Source organism: Roseburia sp. 499, assembly GCF_001940225.2.
Taxonomy (GTDB): Bacteria; Bacillota; Clostridia; order Lachnospirales; family Lachnospiraceae; genus Petralouisia.
Genome location: NZ_CP135164.1, coordinates 1,798,124 through 1,815,925, shown reverse-complemented (window position 1 = coordinate 1,815,925; position 17,802 = coordinate 1,798,124). Strand labels below are relative to the sequence as shown.

Below are 17,802 nucleotides of genomic sequence, written 5' to 3'. Positions count from 1 at the left end.
AATCATGGGTTATCCTACTAAAAAAGAAAGCGGGGTACAGGTATGATTGGAATTTTTATTGCTCTTTTATCTGGGGCACTGATGAGTGTACAAGGAGTATTTAATACAGAGGTAAGTAAAAGCACAAGTATATGGGTAAGTAACAGTTGGGTGCAGTTTTCAGCGTTAGTGGTTTGTCTGGTGACATGGTTATTTACAGATCGTAAGAGTTTTGCCGGAATATTGGAGATGGAGCCAAAGTACATGCTTTTTGGAGGTGTCATTGGAGCGTTTATTACTTATACTGTGGTAAAGAGTATGGCTGCTCTTGGGCCGGCACAGGCTGTAATGCTGATTGTGGTATCGCAGTTGATTGTAGCATATATTATAGAAGTATTTGGAATTTTTGGAGTGGACAAACAGCCTTTTGAATGGAGAAGACTTTTGGGAATGGCGGTTTGTATAGGGGGAATTATCCTGTTTAAATGGGAATAAAATATTTTTGAAATCCCCTTGTAATAAATGAAAAATTTCGTTACAATAGAGAAGATTCGTGAATAAGACTTTTCCCATGACAGAAAGGTGGGAAAGGCATGAAAAGGAATAGAATATATATTATAATGTTATCTTTCTGCATGAGTGTTTTGGTAGGCTGTAGACAAGAGCCAAAGATAGAGACACAGCAGGCAGAGGTATCGGAAGAGACACAGGAAGCGGAAGAAGCAAAGACCGTTGCATCCGGAGAGAAGATTTATGTTCAGGTATCTGGAGCAGTGGCTTCTCCAGGGGTGTATGAGTTGGCTGAGGGAAGCCGCATTTTTGAGGCAATTGAACTAGCAGGCGGAGTAACGGAGGAAGCAGATGCCAGCCAGGTAAATCAAGCACAGAAGGTTGCAGATGGTGACATGATTTACATAAGGTATCAGGGTGAGATAGAAGCTGAAGAAGTGTCCAAAGAGCAGCAGGAGGATGGAAAAGTGAATCTGAATACTGCCACAGAAGAACAACTAATGACATTGCCGGGAATTGGTCAGGCAAAGGCGAAGAGTATTATTGCCTGGCGAGAGGAAAACGGTAATTTTACCCAAGTTGAAGATTTGATGAAGATAGAAGGAATCAAGGAGGGTGTGTTTTCCAAGATAAAGGATAACATTAAAGTTAATTGAGGTGAAGAAATGGCGAAGAAGGTTCTTGTAGTAGATGATGAAAAATTGATTGTAAAGGGAATTCGTTTTAGTCTGGAACAAGACGGAATGGAAGTAGATTGTGCTTATGATGGAGAAGAAGCATTGAAGATGGCTACAGATAATAAGTATGATATGATTTTACTGGATATCATGTTGCCGAAGATGGATGGTTTTCAAGTGTGCCAGCAGATTCGTGAGTTTTCTCAGGTTCCCATTGTTATGCTGACAGCAAAGGGAGATGATATGGATAAGATTCTAGGGTTGGAATATGGTGCAGATGATTACATAACGAAACCTTTTAACATTCTTGAAGTAAAGGCAAGAATTAAAGCAATTATGCGAAGAACATCACAGAATCATCCGAAGGAAGAAGAGCAGAAAGTGATTGAAAACGGAGATTTGAAGCTGGACTGCGAGAGCCGCCGATTGTTTATTCTGGGAAAGGAAATCAATCTGACAGCCAAGGAATTTGATTTATTGGAACTTCTGGTATTGAACCCGAACAAGGTATACAGTAGAGAAAATTTGTTAAATATGGTCTGGGGATATGAATATCCGGGAGATGTAAGAACGGTAGATGTACATGTAAGACGTTTGCGTGAAAAAATCGAAAAGAACCCAAGTGAACCGCGATATGTCCATACTAAATGGGGTGTAGGATACTATTATCAAGGGTAGTAGATAAGGGGTAATTAAATGAAAAAAATGAAATTTTTACACAGCCTGAAGTTCAGGCTGTTTCTAATTCTTGTAGTAGTAGGAATACTACCTAATATTATTTTGCGTGCGGGAATATTAAAGACGTATGAAAGCCGTGCGGTATCTAATCGAAGCATTGATATTTTAAGTCAGGCGAAAATGATTGGTAACCAGATTATTACATACAATTATATCCAAGATACATCATCTGAGGTAATCAATACACAGTTGGAATTGCTTTCGAATATTTATGATGGAAGAGTACTGATTATTAATAGTGGATTTCAAGTGGTAAAGGATACCTATGGATTGGATACGGGAAAAACCATTATTTCAGAGGAAGTAGTAAAGAGTTTTCGTGGAGAGGAAATCTCTAAGTATGATGCAGAGTATCGTTATATTGAAATGACGATTCCTCTTAAGGATTCCAATACGAAGGAAGTACAGGGAATTATGCTGGTAAGTGTATCTACGGACAGCATTCTTTCTAATTATGATTATTTGAAGAACAATGCGCTGGTGATTGAGATTGCCAATGCAATTGTTATTCTTGCAGCGGCTTTGTTCTGTGCAAATCATCTATTGAAGCCATTTGGAAGAATGACTCATTCGTTGGAAGAGATTCAGACCGGATATGGGGAAGAACAGCTTATGATTTCGGATTATGCAGAGACAGAGGCAATTTCCGATGCATTTAATCAGATGTTGGGAAGAATGCGTGTGATTGATGAATCCAGACAGGAATTTGTGTCCAATGTGTCTCATGAATTAAAGACACCATTGACTTCGATGAAAGTATTGGCGGATTCTTTACTGGATCAGGAGGATGTACCGGCAGAACTTTATAAGGAATTCATGGGCGATATTGCAGAGGAAATTGAAAGAGAAAATAAGATTATTAATGACCTATTGTCATTGGTTAAGATGGACAAGTCTGCCGGAAACCTAAATATTTCTGTGGTAAATGTAAATGAGTTGTTGGAAACCATTATGAAACGTTTACGTCCCATTGCGGAAAAACAGAATATTGAACTGGTATTGGAGAGCTTTCGTCCGGTAAGTGCAGAAATTGATGAAGTGAAGATTTCATTAGCGTTGACGAATCTGGTGGAAAATGCGATTAAGTACAACAAGCCGGAAGGATGGGTACATGTATCGTTGAATGCAGATCATAAGTATTTCTTTATTCGTGTGGAGGATTCCGGTATTGGAATACCGGAGGAAGCTTTAGAGCATATTTATGAACGTTTTTACCGTGTAGATAAGTCTCATTCCAGAGAAATCGGAGGAACCGGATTAGGGCTTGCTATTACAAGAAACGCAGTGCTGATGCACCGGGGAGCAATTAAGGCACATAGTAAGGAGGGGGAAGGAACGATTTTTACCGTTCGTATTCCACTGACTTATATTGCATAGGAGGATAGCATGAAGAAAAGAGCAATTGGTCTGATGTTTTTGATTTTTTTGCTCCTGCTTGGAACATTGGCAGGGTGCGGAAAGAAGAAGGAAGAAGTATCGGATTACTATATTTACTATTTAAATAAAGATAAGACGAAAACAGTTGCAATAGGGTATGAACCGGAAGCGTCTGATACAGAGGGTATGATAAAAGAGATGTTAAAGGTCCTTTCTAAGGATACGGATAGTCCGGACTATCAGAAGGTAACGCCGGATAAAGTGCGTATCAGTAATTGGAAACTGGAAAATGCACAGCTTTATCTGTATTTTAACAACGATTATAGTGAAATGGATAATATTACAGAAATATTGTGTCGGGCAGCTATAGTAAGGACTTTGACGCAAATAGATGGCGTGGATTGTATTTCCTTTTATGTAGGAGATTCACCATTGACGGATTTAAATGGTACTCCGGTAGGGCTTATGACGTCAGAGAGCTTTGTGGAGAATCCGGGAGAGCAGATTAATGCTATTTTAAGTTCAGAGATTACGTTGTACTTTTCGAATAAAGATGGAACGAAACTGGTACCGGAAGTACAGGAAGTACACTATAGTAGCAATGTTTCTATGGAAAAATTGATTGTGGAACAATTGCTAAAAGGACCAGAGGGGAAAGGACTTCGCTCGGCTGTTCCACAGGGAACAAAGCTGGTAAGTGTTTCTGTATTGGATGGTGTATGTTTTGTTAATCTGGATGAAGGATTCTTAAATCAGAATTATGAAGTGGCAGAATCAATTGTAATTTATTCTATTGTGGATTCACTGGTGGAACTTCCAAGTATCAATAAGGTGCAGATTTCGGTGAATGGAGATAGTGACATGGTATATCGTGATAAATATGATTTAAGTGTCATGTATGACCGAAATTTAGATTATTTGGATAGTAACGCAAAAACAGAGGCGGAGCAGAAGGAAGAAAATAAGGAGGATACGGGTGACTAACAGAATGGTATGCTGCCTGGCAGTTTCTTTTGCTGCCGGGCTTTTGTATGGCAGAGAGCGTAGTATCTGCATTTGTCTGGGGCTGACCGGTTTTTTGTTGTTTCGAGTTTTTTATTTGTGGAAACAGCAGGGAAGGCAGACGGTTCCGATAACAGTATTTCATATGTTACTATGCATGGTGCTCTTTTTTATAGGGATGTTTCATTATGAGGAACAGCAGGAGAAGTTTCAAAGAACGCGGCAGTATGCAGAGCAACAGGGAAATATACAGGTTCAGGGTAGAATATACTGGAAGGAACAGAAACAGGATCAATTCATTTATTATCTGAAAGATGCTTGGATTTTGGTAGAAGGAAAATATGAACCTTCGGAAAAGATTCAAGTATACAGTTCAACAGATTCATATCAGATAGGAAACTACATTCAGGTAGTTGGAAGATATGAAGCATTTCAACTTCCTCGGAACGAGGGAAATTTCAATGAAGAACAATATTATTATAGTAAAAACATCGGATTGCGCATGACAGCCTATCAGGAAAAACTTCTGGAGAATGATATAGAGAAGTACAAAGTGTGGCTACTGGAACTGCGGCAGGACATGGAACAAGTCTTTTTGAAATATATGTCAGAGCAGGCGGCTGGAATTATGGCGAATATGACACTAGGTAGTAAGAATCTAGCAGATAAGGAAGTAAAAGCTTTGTACCAGAAAGCAGGAATCTCTCATGTGTTAGCGGTTTCAGGGCTTCATATCTCAATTTTTGGCATGGGCTTATATCGACTATTGCGGCGTATCTATTGTCCGATTCCGGTGGCATCTGCATTGACAGCAGGAGTGGTCTATAGCTTCGGTGTGTTGACGGGAATGGAATTATCAACCACACGTGCAGTTATTATGTTTTTTATGATGATGTTGGCAGGGAGTCTGGGATATACCTATGATACAGTGACAGCATTAAGTGTTAGTGGTATGCTGCAATTATGGGAGAATCCGTTTGTCCTGTGGTATGCAGGATTTTTACTTTCTTATACGGCTGTGTTAGGAGCTGTAGTGATTACGGGAGTTGTGAAGAACGTTTGGAAGAAAAGAGCAGGAAGACTTCTGGAAACAATAGAAAGCAGTCTATGTATTCAGATGGCAACACTCCCGGTTTTATTATTTTTTTATTATGAAGTGTCAGGGTATAGTATTCTGGTGAATGCCTGTGTACTTCCTTTTATGGGAATCTTATTATTTTTCGGAGCGGCTGGAGGCGTCATCGGTTTATTTCATGGCGGAATGGCAGCAGTTGTACTAAAGGTGCCGGAATGGATATTAGTAGGGGGTCAATGGATTTGTGCGTTTTTTTCCGGATTACCCGGAAACAGTATTATTACAGGGAAGCCATCTATGGAAAAAATCATACTGTATTACATTTTGTTGCTCATCATATTAAATATTATTCGTAGTACTGAAAAGAGAAGATGTTTTCTGGGAAGTATTGTTTTAATGGCGATATTGTGCTGTGGGAATGGCACGAAGGGAACAGAAGTGGATTTTCTGGATGTGGGACAGGGAGATGGTATCTTCTTGCAGTCAGAACAGGGAAATGGAGTATTTATTGATGGAGGAAGTACAGATGTGGGAAAGGTAGGTACTTATCGGATTTTACCTTTTTTAAAATGTCGTGGAATGAAAGAAATTTCATTGTGGTTTGTGTCTCATACAGACGAGGATCACATTAGTGGATTAAAAGAAATACTGGAGGAAGGATATCCGGTAAGAAATATTGTGCTTGCGGAGGGAATCGTAAAAGATGAGGCATGGAGTAATTTAGTGGAACTGGCAGAAAAAAACGGCAGTAAGATTTACTATTTAAAGGCAGCTGAGAGTATTACACTGGATGAAATGCACTTTACTGTTTTGTATCCATGGAAAGAAGGGATAGACCGAAATGAATGTTCAATGGTATTACTAGCAGAACTGGAAGGAATGACGGGACTGTTTTCTGGTGATATAGGAGAAGACCAGGAATTGGAATTGGTAAATAACAAGGAATTTCAAAAATGGATGAAAAAGCCAATTGATTTTTATAAAGTAGCGCACCATGGTTCTAAGGAATCTAACAGTCTGGAATTTTTAGAAACTATTTCACCGGAACTTGCAGTGGTTTCTTGTGGAGAAAATAATTCTTACGGACATCCGCATAAGGAGACTTTGGAACGGCTGGAGGAAGTGGGAAGCAGGGTCCTATGTACGATGGAGAACGGACAGATTACTGTGAGGTTAGAAGAGGAAAAAGGGGGTATTGAAAAGGAATTGCTATTTTTCTACTTGTTACTTGAAAAAGTTGATAATATGTGATAATGTTTTAAACAGACGTTTAAAACAAGCGTTTAAAACACATATGTGAAAAGAGGGAATAGAACAATTATGGAGGAAAAGACAAAAGAGGCAATTATAAAAGCAACATTTGAATTATTAAAACACAAAGATATGAATTCGATTTCCATTCGTGAGATTGCAGCGAAAGCAGATGTAAATGTAGCTACCATCAGTTATTACTTTGGTGGAAAGGTGCAATTATTTTCATACCTTATGGAATTGCATTGGGCAGATTTAATTGAGCTTTGTAACGAATTATTAGCGAAACAGGAAATTACGAAAGAAGACAGTTATCAATTCTGCCTGCGATTTATGAAAAAGCAGATGAACTCAACAGGCATCATACGCTCCGAACAGATTATGTATCAGAACTACGAAATTGATGTCGATACAGGAAATCGTCTGAAGGTTCAGTTTGAAGCATTTCATAAAATTGTAATTACATTCTGTCATAAATTAGAGGATGAATCCGCCATTCTGGCAAAAGAGATTGCGTTACTTTCCGCTTTGTGCTTGCCGGCATATTGGAATGAAGTAGCGATGCCATTGGTTGGTGATGTGGATTCTTTTATGGAGATGTACGTGAGACAACTTATTGATGAACTGTCGTAGGAGGAATTATGAGGAAACATTATATTGATAACTTGAGAATTTTATGTATTTTTTTACTGATACCATTTCATACAACGATGATGTACAATACATTTGGCGAGGTGTTTTATGTGAATGGAACCCCGACGGAAAGCCTGACATTTGTGAATATCGGAGTTTATGCATGGTGGATGACCGGACTTTTCGTATTAGCAGGAATGTCAACGATGTATGCGTTTTCTTATCGAACAGGCAGGCAATATGTCAAAGAACGGGTTTTCAAACTATTCATACCACTCATTTCCTGCCTTGTGTTTGTGGTACCGATGCAAACTTACATAGCAGATCGTTTTCATAATGGATACCAGGGAAATTATTTTGAACATCTTAAAATCTATTTGACGGTTACGGATTTTGGTGGGTATGATGGTCATTTTACACCGGGACATGCCTGGTTTATACTGTATCTATTCATCATATCGATGGTTACACTGCCAATTTTAATCTGGTATAAAAAGAGAGAGAAGAAAATTGATGGGAGTCGCTTAACGATGCCAATTTTATTGTTGCTCGGTCTTCCGGTTGTGTTATCGGATGATATATTAAATGTTGGCGGTAAGAGTTTTGCACAGTTTGGAGCATGTTTTCTGATTGGATATTTTTTCTTAAGCAACGAGGAAGTGTTGGAACGACTGGAAAAACGGAGTACACCATTGGGAATTGCATGGCTTGTCTTGATTATTGTGCGTTGCGCCAATCATGCAATTGGAGGTTCACCGGAGTGGGTGGATGAACTATTATATCGGTGTTTAACCTGGATAGGAATTCTGGCTATGCTGGGAGTGGGAAAACGATTTCTTAACCATGACTGGAAGTTTACAAGGCATTTTGTAAAGGCGGAGTTTTCCATTTATCTTTTTCATCAGACAGTGGTAGTTTTGATGGGATATTGGTTGATACCAAGAGTGGCATCTGTTTATATGCAATATTTTTTGATTGTTGTTTTATCATTTATTGTTACTTATCTTTTGTATCAGATATGCAGAAGATTTAAAGTGACGAGATTTTTATTCGCAATCAAAGGATAGTATAATTTTTAAATATAGGTTCTGAAACAGCATTGAAAGGTAAAAATAATTCGCACTAAATCATATGAAATTACTGTGGTTTTCTCTGTAATAAGGTAAAATAGAAGAAAAACTTTATCGCAGAGGTGCAAAATGAGCCGAGAGCAGGAAAGAATCAGAAAGAAACTTGAAAACAATCCCATTGCTGAATGTAATAAGATTCAGAACAGATTTTGTCCGGAACTATTTTCGATGTTCGGCAGAGTAAAAGATCCCCGTAATCAGAGTTACATTGATTATTCTTCAAGAGTCATGCTTGGAACTATGTACTATAAAAGTATTGCAGGGATTTCGAGCATGCAGGAAATGACAAGAACCTTTAATGATGAGAAAATCTGCAGAAATTTATACAGATTCATGGGAGAAGAAGTAAAAGATTATATGCCCCATGGTGTGACAGAAAATGAATTTCTGGAAAGATTAGATCCAAGGGAGTTAGAGAATGTTCAGCAGAATATCGTATATTCCATGATTCGTCGAAAGACCTTTGATAATGCCAAGGTGTTAAAGAAATGGCAGATTATTGTAGATGCAACCGAATTGGACGAAGGATACCAAAAGAAGAATGAGCATTATCTGAGCCGGTGTTACAACAGAGGCTCAGATAAAGAGTACATTAAGTATCACAGAAGCATACTTGAGGCAAAAATATACTTTGGAGAAAATCTTGTATGCAGTATTGCATCAGAAACAATAGAAAATTCGGAGAAATATATAAATCAAAGTGATGAAGCAGTAAAACAGGATTGCGAAAGTAAAGCTTTTGTAAGACTTGCTGCCAAAATCAAACAGAAATTCCCGAGGCTGCCAATTATCATTACGGCAGATGGACTGTATGTTACAAAAACAGTTTTACAGATATGTAAAGATTATCATTGGGATTACATTATCCGATATAAAGAAGGCTGCGCTTCATCAATAGCTAAAGAATACCGTGCACTTCCGGAAAAAGAAACAATTGGAACTGATATAGAGTATCAGAATAAAATCATGTTCAATGACTTTGACGTGAATCTAATCTATTATCGGGAAAGGTGGATTGTAAAAGGTGAAGAGAAAGAAAGAGAGTTTGCCTGGATTACAAGCATCGAGATTACGAAAAGTAATGCAAAAAAAATCGTACGTGCCGGACGTAACAGATGGAAAATAGAAAATCAGGGATTTAACCGCCAGAAGCATTGGCAGGGAGATATAGAGCACGCATGTAGTTGGAATGAGCGGGCACAGAAGAATCACTATCTGATGGAACAGATAGCGGATTTTGTGAAGCAGCTATATGAGTATTTCTATCTTGAAAAAAATGGAATAAAAAAGCTGCAAAAAAATATATCTCCTGAATTGTTAGCCAGCTTTGGACGGCAACTAACAGAAACAGAAGATATACCAGTTCAACTGAATAACTCAGTTCAAAACTGAATTAATTGTAGCAAAGAAGGTGATGCCTGCCAAGAGGAAAATGCAAAATTTATTCACAATTTTTTTTGACAGGAATTTGTGTAAGTATGCAATGTGGATAACTTAAGACATTTTCACACGAAATGTCGAAGATAAGCATTTTACGGAAATGGTAGGCTATAAAACAAATTTACCTTTCAATGCTGGTTCTGAAATGTTTAAAATTGACAGTAGAGGCAGAATAATATTATACTAAAGATTGGTTACAAGACATGGAGGAACTTTCATGAAAAGTATAGATGAAGATATCAAAAATGGAACATTTCAGAAGGTGTATTTGTTATATGGGGAAGAAACCTATCTGAAAAAGCAATATAAGAATAAATTAAAGCAGGCATTGTCTAAGCCGGATGATACTATGAATGCAGCCTTTTTTGAAGGAAAGGATATCAATCCGGGAGAGATTATCGATTTGGCAGAGACAATGCCGTTTTTTGCTGACCGCAGATTGATTATGTTAGAAAACAGTGGAGCTTTTAAGAGTGCCAGTGACGAACTTGCTGCCTATATGAAGGAAATCGCAGAGACTACCTGTTTTGTTTTTGTGGAGGAAGAGGTAGACAAGAGAAATAAGATGTACAAGGCAGTAAAGGATGCAGGAAGAATTGTGGAATTTCCACGGCAGACAGATGCTATATTGACGCAGTGGATATTAGCTCGACTGAAACGGGAAAATAAAAAGATTACCCAGTCGGTATTGCAATTGTTTTTGACAAAGACCGGAAATGATATGGAAAATATTGATAAAGAGTTAGAAAAACTCTTTTGTTACGCTATGGAGCGGGAAGTTATTACTGCAGAAGACGTGGAGGCAGTTTGTGTTACTCAAACGACGGGAAAGATATTTGATATGGTAAATGCCATAGCGGAAAAGAAACAGAAACAGGCACTGGAATTATACTACGACTTACTGGCATTAAAAGAGCCTCCTATGAGGATTTTGTTTCTTATTGCCAGACAGTTTCAGATATTGCTTCAAGTAAAGGAATTAAGCGGTCATGGGTATGACAATAAGTTTATCGCATCCAAGGCGGGAATACCGGAATTCACAGTACGAAGAAATCAGGCACAGGCAAGAAGTTTCTCTAAGGAGCAGTTGAGGCAAGCCGTGGCAGATTGTGTACAGGCGGAAGAGGATGTGAAGACTGGGAATATGAATGACAGAATGTCAGTAGAATTATTAATTGTAAAATATAGTGCAAAATAGGGGGCAGAAAAATGGCAGTGATAAAACCGTTTGCAGCAATTAGACCTGGCGAGGAAAAAGCAGCAAAGATAGCGGCACTTCCATATGATGTATATAGTCGCACTGAGGCGAAGGAGATTGTGGCGAAGCATCCGGAATCTTTTCTGAAAATTGACCGGGCAGAGATACAGTTAGAAGATTCCGTAGACATGTATGATAAAAGAGTATATCAGAAGGCTCATGATACCTTGTGGGAAATGGTGGAGAAGGGGACTTTTATAAGAGAAGAAAAGCCTTGCTACTATTTATACGAGCTTAGTATGAACGGAAAAGTACAGACAGGGGTTGTAGCCTGTGCCTCTATAGATGATTACGAAAGTGGAATTATAAAAAAACATGAAAACACTTTAGCGGAGAAAGAAGTAGATAGAATCAATCATGTAGATATTTGTAATGCCCAGACAGGACCGATTTTTTTAGCGTATCGTGCAAACCTAGTCATTAATCAGATAATCGAAGAAGTAAAACAGGAAAAATCTGTGTATGATTTTGTGACAGAAGATGATGTGCGGCATAGAGTATGGGTGATTTCAGAAGAGCATCAGATTACTACGTTAGAGAATGCATTTGCTGGAATTAGAGAAATTTATATAGCAGACGGGCATCACCGGGCAGCTTCTGCGGTAAAGGTAGGATGTAAGCGCAGACAAGAGCATTCGTCTTATAACGGAACGGAGGAATTCAATTATTTTCTGTCAGTGCTTTTTCCAGATAAACAGTTGAGTATTATGGCATACAACCGGGTGGTGAAGGATTTAAATGGAATGACAGAAGAAGCATTCTTAAGAAAAGTATCAGAAATTTTCGAGGTTTTACCATTGGGAAAGGAAAGAAAGAAGCCAGAGGAGAAAGGATGCTTTTCTATGTATCTGGGAGAAAAGTGGTATGCCTGCCGCATGAAGTCGGAGGATATACCGGATAACCCGGTATATGCATTAGATGTGTCAGTTTTGCAGGAAAAATTGCTTGCCCCTGTGTTAAATATTGCAGATCCCAAAACGGATAAGCGAATCGATTTTGTAGGGGGAATTCGTGGAATGGAGGAGTTAGAGAGGCGGTGTAAGACGGATTGTAAAGTAGCATTTGCTATGTATCCAACATCCATAGAGGAGTTGTTTGCAGTGGCGGATGCAGGACTTTTGATGCCGCCGAAATCTACCTGGTTCGAACCCAAGCTTAGGAGTGGATTATTTATTCATGCATTAGAACGAGAATAAAAGGGACTAAAAAAGAACGCCAACATGACGGTATCGACGTTCTTTTTTATAGTATATTTGTACTAATAACTAAGCGATTTTGTTAACAGCTTTGGTTAAACGGGAAACCTTTCTAGCTGCATTGTTCTTGTGATATACACCTTTAGAAGCAGCCTTGCTGATCTCAGAAGTAGCAGCTACTAATGCTGCCTGTGCAGCTGCCTTATCATTTGCTGCAACAGCAGCTTCTACCTTCTTGATAGAAGTCTTAACAGCAGATCTGATAGACTTATTGCGAGCTGCTCTAGTCTCAGTTACTAAGATTCTCTTTTTTGCTGATTTAATGTTAGCCAATCCGTACACCTCCAATATTAAAAAATTGATTTTGTTAATTATATTGTTTCATTAAAGCCGGACACGGACGTTCTAATGTAAACATACTCATATAGTTTAGCCCGAAAATTTCTATCTGTCAATACATATTTTGGGATTTTTTGCAAAAAATAAGGAGCAAATGGAGAAATATTTTTGGACAGAAATAGAAAATGGAGGGAAAGAAATGGAACAGTTTCAGGTACGGACGGATTTGGCATTGGAAACGCGGGAGAAATTTGAAGAGGATAATGTAGAAATCAAAGGGGTAAAGGTAGAGGAAGAATATCTGGAAGGAACGGAAATTAAAGTTACGACTATGGTAATTGAGACAGAAAATGGTGCCAAAGCAATGGGGAGACCAAAGGGAAATTATATTACGGTAGAAGCGCCCAATATGGATGGTCAGGATGAAGAATATCATGAAAGAATTTCGGTAGAATTAGCGAAGATTATACAAAAACTGCTACCGGAAACCGAAGGAAAGTTGTCTGTATTGGTGGCAGGACTTGGAAATCGTGAAGTGACACCGGATGCATTGGGACCGAGGGTGGTGGATCATATGATGATTACGCGTCATGTGTTAAAAGAATTTGGCAAGTATGCCTTTGGGGAAGAGGAAGTGACTTCGGTTAGTGGGATTGTTCCGGGAGTCATGGCGCAGACCGGAATGGAAAGCCAGGAAATTATTCGAGGAATTATTGAAGAGACAAAACCGGATGTGATGATTGCAATTGATGCTTTAGCTGCCCGCAGTACCAAACGTTTAAGCAGAACCATACAGATTACAGATACCGGAATTAATCCAGGGTCAGGAGTTGGGAATCATCGTCATGGTTTGTCGAAAGAGACGCTAGGAGTTCCGGTAATTGCCATAGGAGTTCCAACAGTGGTAGATGCTGCAACTATTGTAGGGGATACTATGCAGAATTTGATACAGGCAATGGAGCAAAATACGCACCTGCAATCCTTGAGTATAGGATTAAATGCATTGAATGCCATGGAAAAATATGAACTGATACGGGAATTATTATCGCCTCAATTGAATACAATGTTTGTGACACCAAAGGACATAGATGAGTCTGTAAGGCAGTTAAGTAATACCATTTCAGAAGGTCTTAACATTGCACTTGCATAAAAGAAATGGTACAGGCATATACTTAATTATTGGTGATATAGGTGGAATTTGTAGGAAATGAGGAATAATTTGGTAAGAGGAAAGAAAAGAACAGGAAAACGATTGCAATATGTGGCCGGTGCAATCAGTGTCCTGCTTGTGTTTGTGTGTTATCAAAATATGGCGGCTATCGGCAAGGGACCAGCCCTAGGTCAAATCGGAGATTATTTGCAGAAAAAAGTGGCAGTCAGTGCATGGAAAAATTGTATCCCCTCTATGGTGCAGCAGATAGAGGTAAATGAGGATAAAAAAAGTATGGGAAATATTTTGGTGGAAAAAGTAGAACATTTATTTCCTGTTTATGAATATACACAAAATTTAGAGGAATATGATACTCAAATAGAAAGTGAACTGAGCTATGAGGCAGCGATTGCGGCAGAAGGTGCAGAAGAAAGCAAATTGCTGGAAGAAAATCAAAGGGCAGGGAAAACACAGACAACAGAAAATGAAATTGCTGTGATTCCGGTACAGGAAAATATTTTGGTTCAGCAAATGGATTCAGCAGCAGGAGTGATAGCAAAGGTGGTAGAGATTCCAAGAGAAAAACTCTATGATTTTGATTATCTGATTCACAATTTTTATCAGGTAGACCGTACCACAACGATAGATGGAACACAGCTAAATCCGGATTTATTATTAGGGAAAAGTATGAAACTTCAAGGTGGAAATGAAGCACCACAGATTTTGATTTACCATACCCATTCTCAGGAAGGGTACAGTGATTCCACTCCGGGAGATACCAATACTACAGTAGTTGGAGTGGGAGAGTATTTAGCTACCCTTTTGCGGGAAAAATATGGGCTTAATGTTCTGCATCATACTGGAGAGTATGATGTAGAAGACCGCGATAATGCTTATTCCTATGCAGGTCCGGCATTAGAACAGATTTTGGCAGAAAATCCTTCTATTGAGGTTGTAATTGATTTGCACCGGGATGGAGTGGCAGATACTACACGTCTGGTGTCGGAGGTAAATGGAAAGCAGACCGCTCAGGTCATGTTTTTTAATGGACTTAGCCGGACAACAAAAAATGGAGATTTAACGAATTTGCCGAATCAGTATCAGGCAGATAATTTGGCGTTTTCTTTTCAAATGAAGCTGGCAGCGGAGGAATATTACCCGGGGTTTACTCGTTCCATTTATTTGAAGGGATATCGTTATAATATGCATTATTGTCCTAAGAGCCTGTTAGTTGAGGTGGGGGCTCAGACGAATACATTGCAGGAGGCTATGAATGCCATGGAACCATTGGCTGATTTATTACATAAAGTTTTGACAGAATAATGGAGAGAAAAATGGAAGAGAAGTGTGCGGTTCGAATTGCAACATTAAAAGAAATACAGGAAGATGTGTTGGCAGAAAATTTGAAAAAAATAAAAGCAGATTACTGGAATGGAGTAAAAGCGGTAGAAAATGGGATTTACGGCAGTTTTCAAATGCATAATGGGAAAAGGGTAAAGCCATTGTGGATTGCCTTTTTTCTGGATAAGGAACAATTTGTTCTGACCATTTTAAAAGATGAAACCGATTTGCTGAACAAGGTGAAGGAAAAGGTTTCGGAGGTGGATTTACAAGAGGGAGTTTCTATTATCTTTGATACAATTTTGAAGAATGGACAGCAGATAACAGAAGAAATGGAAACTTATTTGATTAACATGGAACGGGAAATTGTAGCAGGGAAAATTGAACGAAATCGCAATCAAGCAATTTTCGAATGTAAGAGAATATTGACTCTGTGGAAAAATGACTATGTACAGCTCTTAAATATGATAGAGGGAATCAATGGGATGGAACAGGTTATAGCAGAAGAATGCGCCTGCTATTTTGGTATTTATGAAAACAAGGTCAGAAGAATGACAGAGCAGATTCAATTTTTATATGAGGAATTAGTTCATGTAAGAGAGGCATTAGATGCAGCTATTGCCTACGAGCAGAACCGAATTATGAAAGTGTTTACTACAGTAACGACCGTGTTTATGCCGTTGACATTGGTGGCAGGTTGGTACGGGATGAATTTTTCTAATATGCCGGAACTAAAATGGAAGTATGGATATTTGTTTGTTGCGGTTTTGAGTGTTGCAGTAGTAGTAGTGTGTATCATTTTTTTTAAGAAAAAGAAACTGTTGTAAAGATTGTCAAGCTCCAAAGAATTGTGTTATACTAGTTGCACGATAAGATGATGGAGGAACGGAAATGACAATTGACCAGAATAAAATCAGAAATTTTTGCATTATTGCACATATAGATCATGGAAAATCAACTTTGGCAGATCGTATCATAGAGATGACAGGTCTGCTTACCAGCCGCGAAATGCAGGCGCAGATTTTGGACAATATGGAACTGGAGCGGGAACGTGGAATCACTATTAAGGCTCAGACGGTACGTATTGTTTATAAAGCGAAAGATGGCGAAGAGTATATTTTTAACTTGATTGATACACCGGGACATGTGGACTTTAATTATGAGGTTTCCAGAAGTCTTGCTGCCTGTGATGGAGCGATTCTTGTGGTAGATGCAGCACAGGGGATTGAGGCACAGACCTTGGCAAATGTATATCTTGCATTAGATCATGACTTAGATGTAGTTCCGGTAATCAATAAGATTGACTTACCAAGTGCAGACCCGGAACGTGTGGTAGAAGAAATTGAGGATGTCATTGGAATTGAAGCTCAGGATGCACCAAGAATTTCTGCTAAAACGGGATTGAATGTAGAAGAGGTTTTAGAACAGATTGTGTCCAAGATACCTGCACCTGGCGGAAACCCTGATAATCCATTACAGGCATTGATTTTTGATTCTTTATATGATTCATATAAGGGAGTTATCGTGTTCTGTCGTATCAAAGAAGGAAGAGTGAAGCCGGGAACTACTATTAAGATGATGGCAACCGGAGCATCAGCGGAAGTAGTTGAAGTAGGATATTTTGGTGCCGGACAGTTTATTCCATGTGAGGAGTTAAGTGCCGGAATGGTTGGCTATATTACAGCTAGCATTAAGAATGTAAGGGACACTCGTGTGGGTGATACTATTACAGATGCTAATCGCCCTTGCAGTGAACCACTTCCGGGTTATAAGAAAGTAAATCCAATGGTATATTGCGGAATGTATCCTGCAGATGGAGCCAAATATCCAGACTTACGAGATGCATTGGAAAAACTGCAGTTAAATGATGCAGCTCTCCAATTTGAGCCGGAAACATCCATTGCACTGGGATTTGGTTTCCGTTGTGGATTCTTAGGTCTTTTGCATCTTGAAATTATTCAGGAACGTTTGGAACGTGAATATAATCTGGATCTTGTTACTACAGCACCTGGAGTTATTTATAAAGTTCATAAGACAAATGGTGAGGTAATTGAACTGACGAATCCATCTAACTTACCGGACCCATCAGAAATCGAATACATGGAAGAACCAATGGTAAGTGCAGAAATCATGGTAACCAGTGAGTTTATCGGAGCTATTATGGATTTGTGTCAGGAACGACGTGGTGTTTATATTGGTATGGAATATATGGAAGAAACCCGTGCTTTGATTAAGTATGATTTGCCGTTAAATGAGATTATCTACGACTTTTTTGATGCGTTAAAATCCCGTTCCAGAGGATATGCGTCCTTTGATTATGAGATGAAGGGGTATGTACGTTCTGAATTAGTGAAGCTTGATATTTTGATTAACAAGGAAGAAGTGGATGCACTTTCCTTTATTGTACACAGTGATAGTGCCTATGAGCGTGGAAGAAAGATGTGCGAGAAGTTAAAGGAAGAGATTCCAAGACATTTGTTTGAAATTCCTATTCAGGCAGCAGTTGGTGGAAAAGTAATTGCCAGAGAGACCGTAAAGGCAATGCGAAAAGATGTATTGGCGAAGTGTTACGGTGGTGATATCAGCCGTAAGAAGAAACTGTTAGAGAAACAGAAGGAAGGAAAGAAGCGAATGCGTCAGGTGGGAAATGTAGAGATTCCACAGAAGGCGTTTATGAGCGTGTTGAAACTGGATGATAAATAGGGG

16 protein-coding genes are annotated in these 17,802 nt (G+C 38.9%); 15 read left to right on the top strand and 1 reads right to left on the bottom strand.

The window, feature by feature from the left end:
• Positions 1-42 precede the first annotated feature (42 nt).
• The 11 genes from BIV20_RS09050 (at position 43) to BIV20_RS09000 (ending at position 12,266) form a co-directional block, all read left to right on the top strand.
• Positions 43-474 (top strand): DMT family transporter, encoded by a 432-nt coding sequence (locus tag BIV20_RS09050; protein WP_075720249.1) that lies wholly within the window; start codon positions 43-45, stop codon positions 472-474.
• A 98-nt stretch (positions 475-572) separates the two neighbouring features.
• Positions 573-1,145, top strand: a complete 573-nt coding sequence (locus BIV20_RS09045; RefSeq protein ID WP_075720247.1) for a helix-hairpin-helix domain-containing protein — start codon at positions 573-575, stop codon at positions 1,143-1,145.
• Between the two features lie 9 nt (positions 1,146-1,154).
• On the top strand, positions 1,155-1,844 hold the full coding sequence (locus BIV20_RS09040) for a response regulator transcription factor (RefSeq protein WP_075720245.1): 690 nt from the start codon (positions 1,155-1,157) through the stop codon (positions 1,842-1,844).
• 18 nt (positions 1,845-1,862) lie between these two features.
• A complete protein-coding gene (locus tag BIV20_RS09035; RefSeq protein WP_075720243.1) occupies positions 1,863-3,281 on the top strand; it encodes a sensor histidine kinase in 1,419 nt (472 codons plus the stop codon).
• Between the two features lie 9 nt (positions 3,282-3,290).
• Entirely contained in the window at positions 3,291-4,265 is a 975-nt protein-coding gene (locus BIV20_RS09030; RefSeq protein WP_075720241.1) for a GerMN domain-containing protein, read from the top strand.
• Positions 4,258-6,609 (top strand): DNA internalization-related competence protein ComEC/Rec2, encoded by a 2,352-nt coding sequence (locus BIV20_RS09025; protein WP_075720239.1) that lies wholly within the window; start codon positions 4,258-4,260, stop codon positions 6,607-6,609. The genes BIV20_RS09030 and BIV20_RS09025 overlap by 8 nt, the downstream gene beginning before the upstream one ends.
• Positions 6,610-6,678: 69 nt before the next feature.
• Positions 6,679-7,242: a TetR/AcrR family transcriptional regulator gene (locus BIV20_RS09020; protein WP_075720237.1), complete on the top strand. Its 564-nt coding sequence runs from the start codon at positions 6,679-6,681 to the stop codon at positions 7,240-7,242.
• An 8-nt stretch (positions 7,243-7,250) separates the two neighbouring features.
• Positions 7,251-8,309 (top strand): acyltransferase family protein, encoded by a 1,059-nt coding sequence (locus tag BIV20_RS09015; protein WP_075720235.1) that lies wholly within the window; start codon positions 7,251-7,253, stop codon positions 8,307-8,309.
• 132 nt (positions 8,310-8,441) lie between these two features.
• Positions 8,442-9,764, top strand: coding sequence for a transposase family protein (locus BIV20_RS09010; protein WP_075719895.1), 1,323 nt, complete (start codon positions 8,442-8,444; stop codon positions 9,762-9,764).
• Positions 9,765-10,029: 265 nt separating this feature from the next.
• A complete protein-coding gene (gene holA / locus BIV20_RS09005) occupies positions 10,030-11,010 on the top strand; it encodes a DNA polymerase III subunit delta (protein ID WP_075720233.1) in 981 nt (326 codons plus the stop codon).
• Positions 11,011-11,021: 11 nt separating this feature from the next.
• On the top strand, positions 11,022-12,266 hold the full coding sequence (locus BIV20_RS09000) for a DUF1015 domain-containing protein (protein WP_075720231.1): 1,245 nt from the start codon (positions 11,022-11,024) through the stop codon (positions 12,264-12,266).
• 69 nt (positions 12,267-12,335) lie between these two features.
• Here BIV20_RS09000 and rpsT read toward each other — a convergent pair whose 3' ends face one another.
• Positions 12,336-12,599, bottom strand: a complete 264-nt coding sequence (rpsT, locus tag BIV20_RS08995; RefSeq protein WP_075720229.1) for a 30S ribosomal protein S20 — start codon at positions 12,597-12,599, stop codon at positions 12,336-12,338.
• A 205-nt stretch (positions 12,600-12,804) separates the two neighbouring features.
• On the opposite strand from rpsT, the gene gpr reads away from it, so the two are divergent.
• The 4 genes from gpr (at position 12,805) to lepA (ending at position 17,799) form a co-directional block, all read left to right on the top strand.
• On the top strand, positions 12,805-13,755 hold the full coding sequence (gpr, locus tag BIV20_RS08990; protein ID WP_075720568.1) for a GPR endopeptidase: 951 nt from the start codon (positions 12,805-12,807) through the stop codon (positions 13,753-13,755).
• A gap of 57 nt (positions 13,756-13,812) precedes the next feature.
• Positions 13,813-15,078, top strand: coding sequence for a stage II sporulation protein P (gene spoIIP, locus BIV20_RS08985; RefSeq protein WP_242939809.1), 1,266 nt, complete (start codon positions 13,813-13,815; stop codon positions 15,076-15,078).
• Positions 15,079-15,089: 11 nt separating this feature from the next.
• Positions 15,090-15,923, top strand: a complete 834-nt coding sequence (locus BIV20_RS08980) for a CorA family divalent cation transporter (RefSeq protein WP_075720227.1) — start codon at positions 15,090-15,092, stop codon at positions 15,921-15,923.
• A 64-nt stretch (positions 15,924-15,987) separates the two neighbouring features.
• Positions 15,988-17,799, top strand: a complete 1,812-nt coding sequence (lepA, locus tag BIV20_RS08975; protein WP_075720225.1) for a translation elongation factor 4 — start codon at positions 15,988-15,990, stop codon at positions 17,797-17,799.
• Positions 17,800-17,802 lie beyond the last annotated feature (3 nt).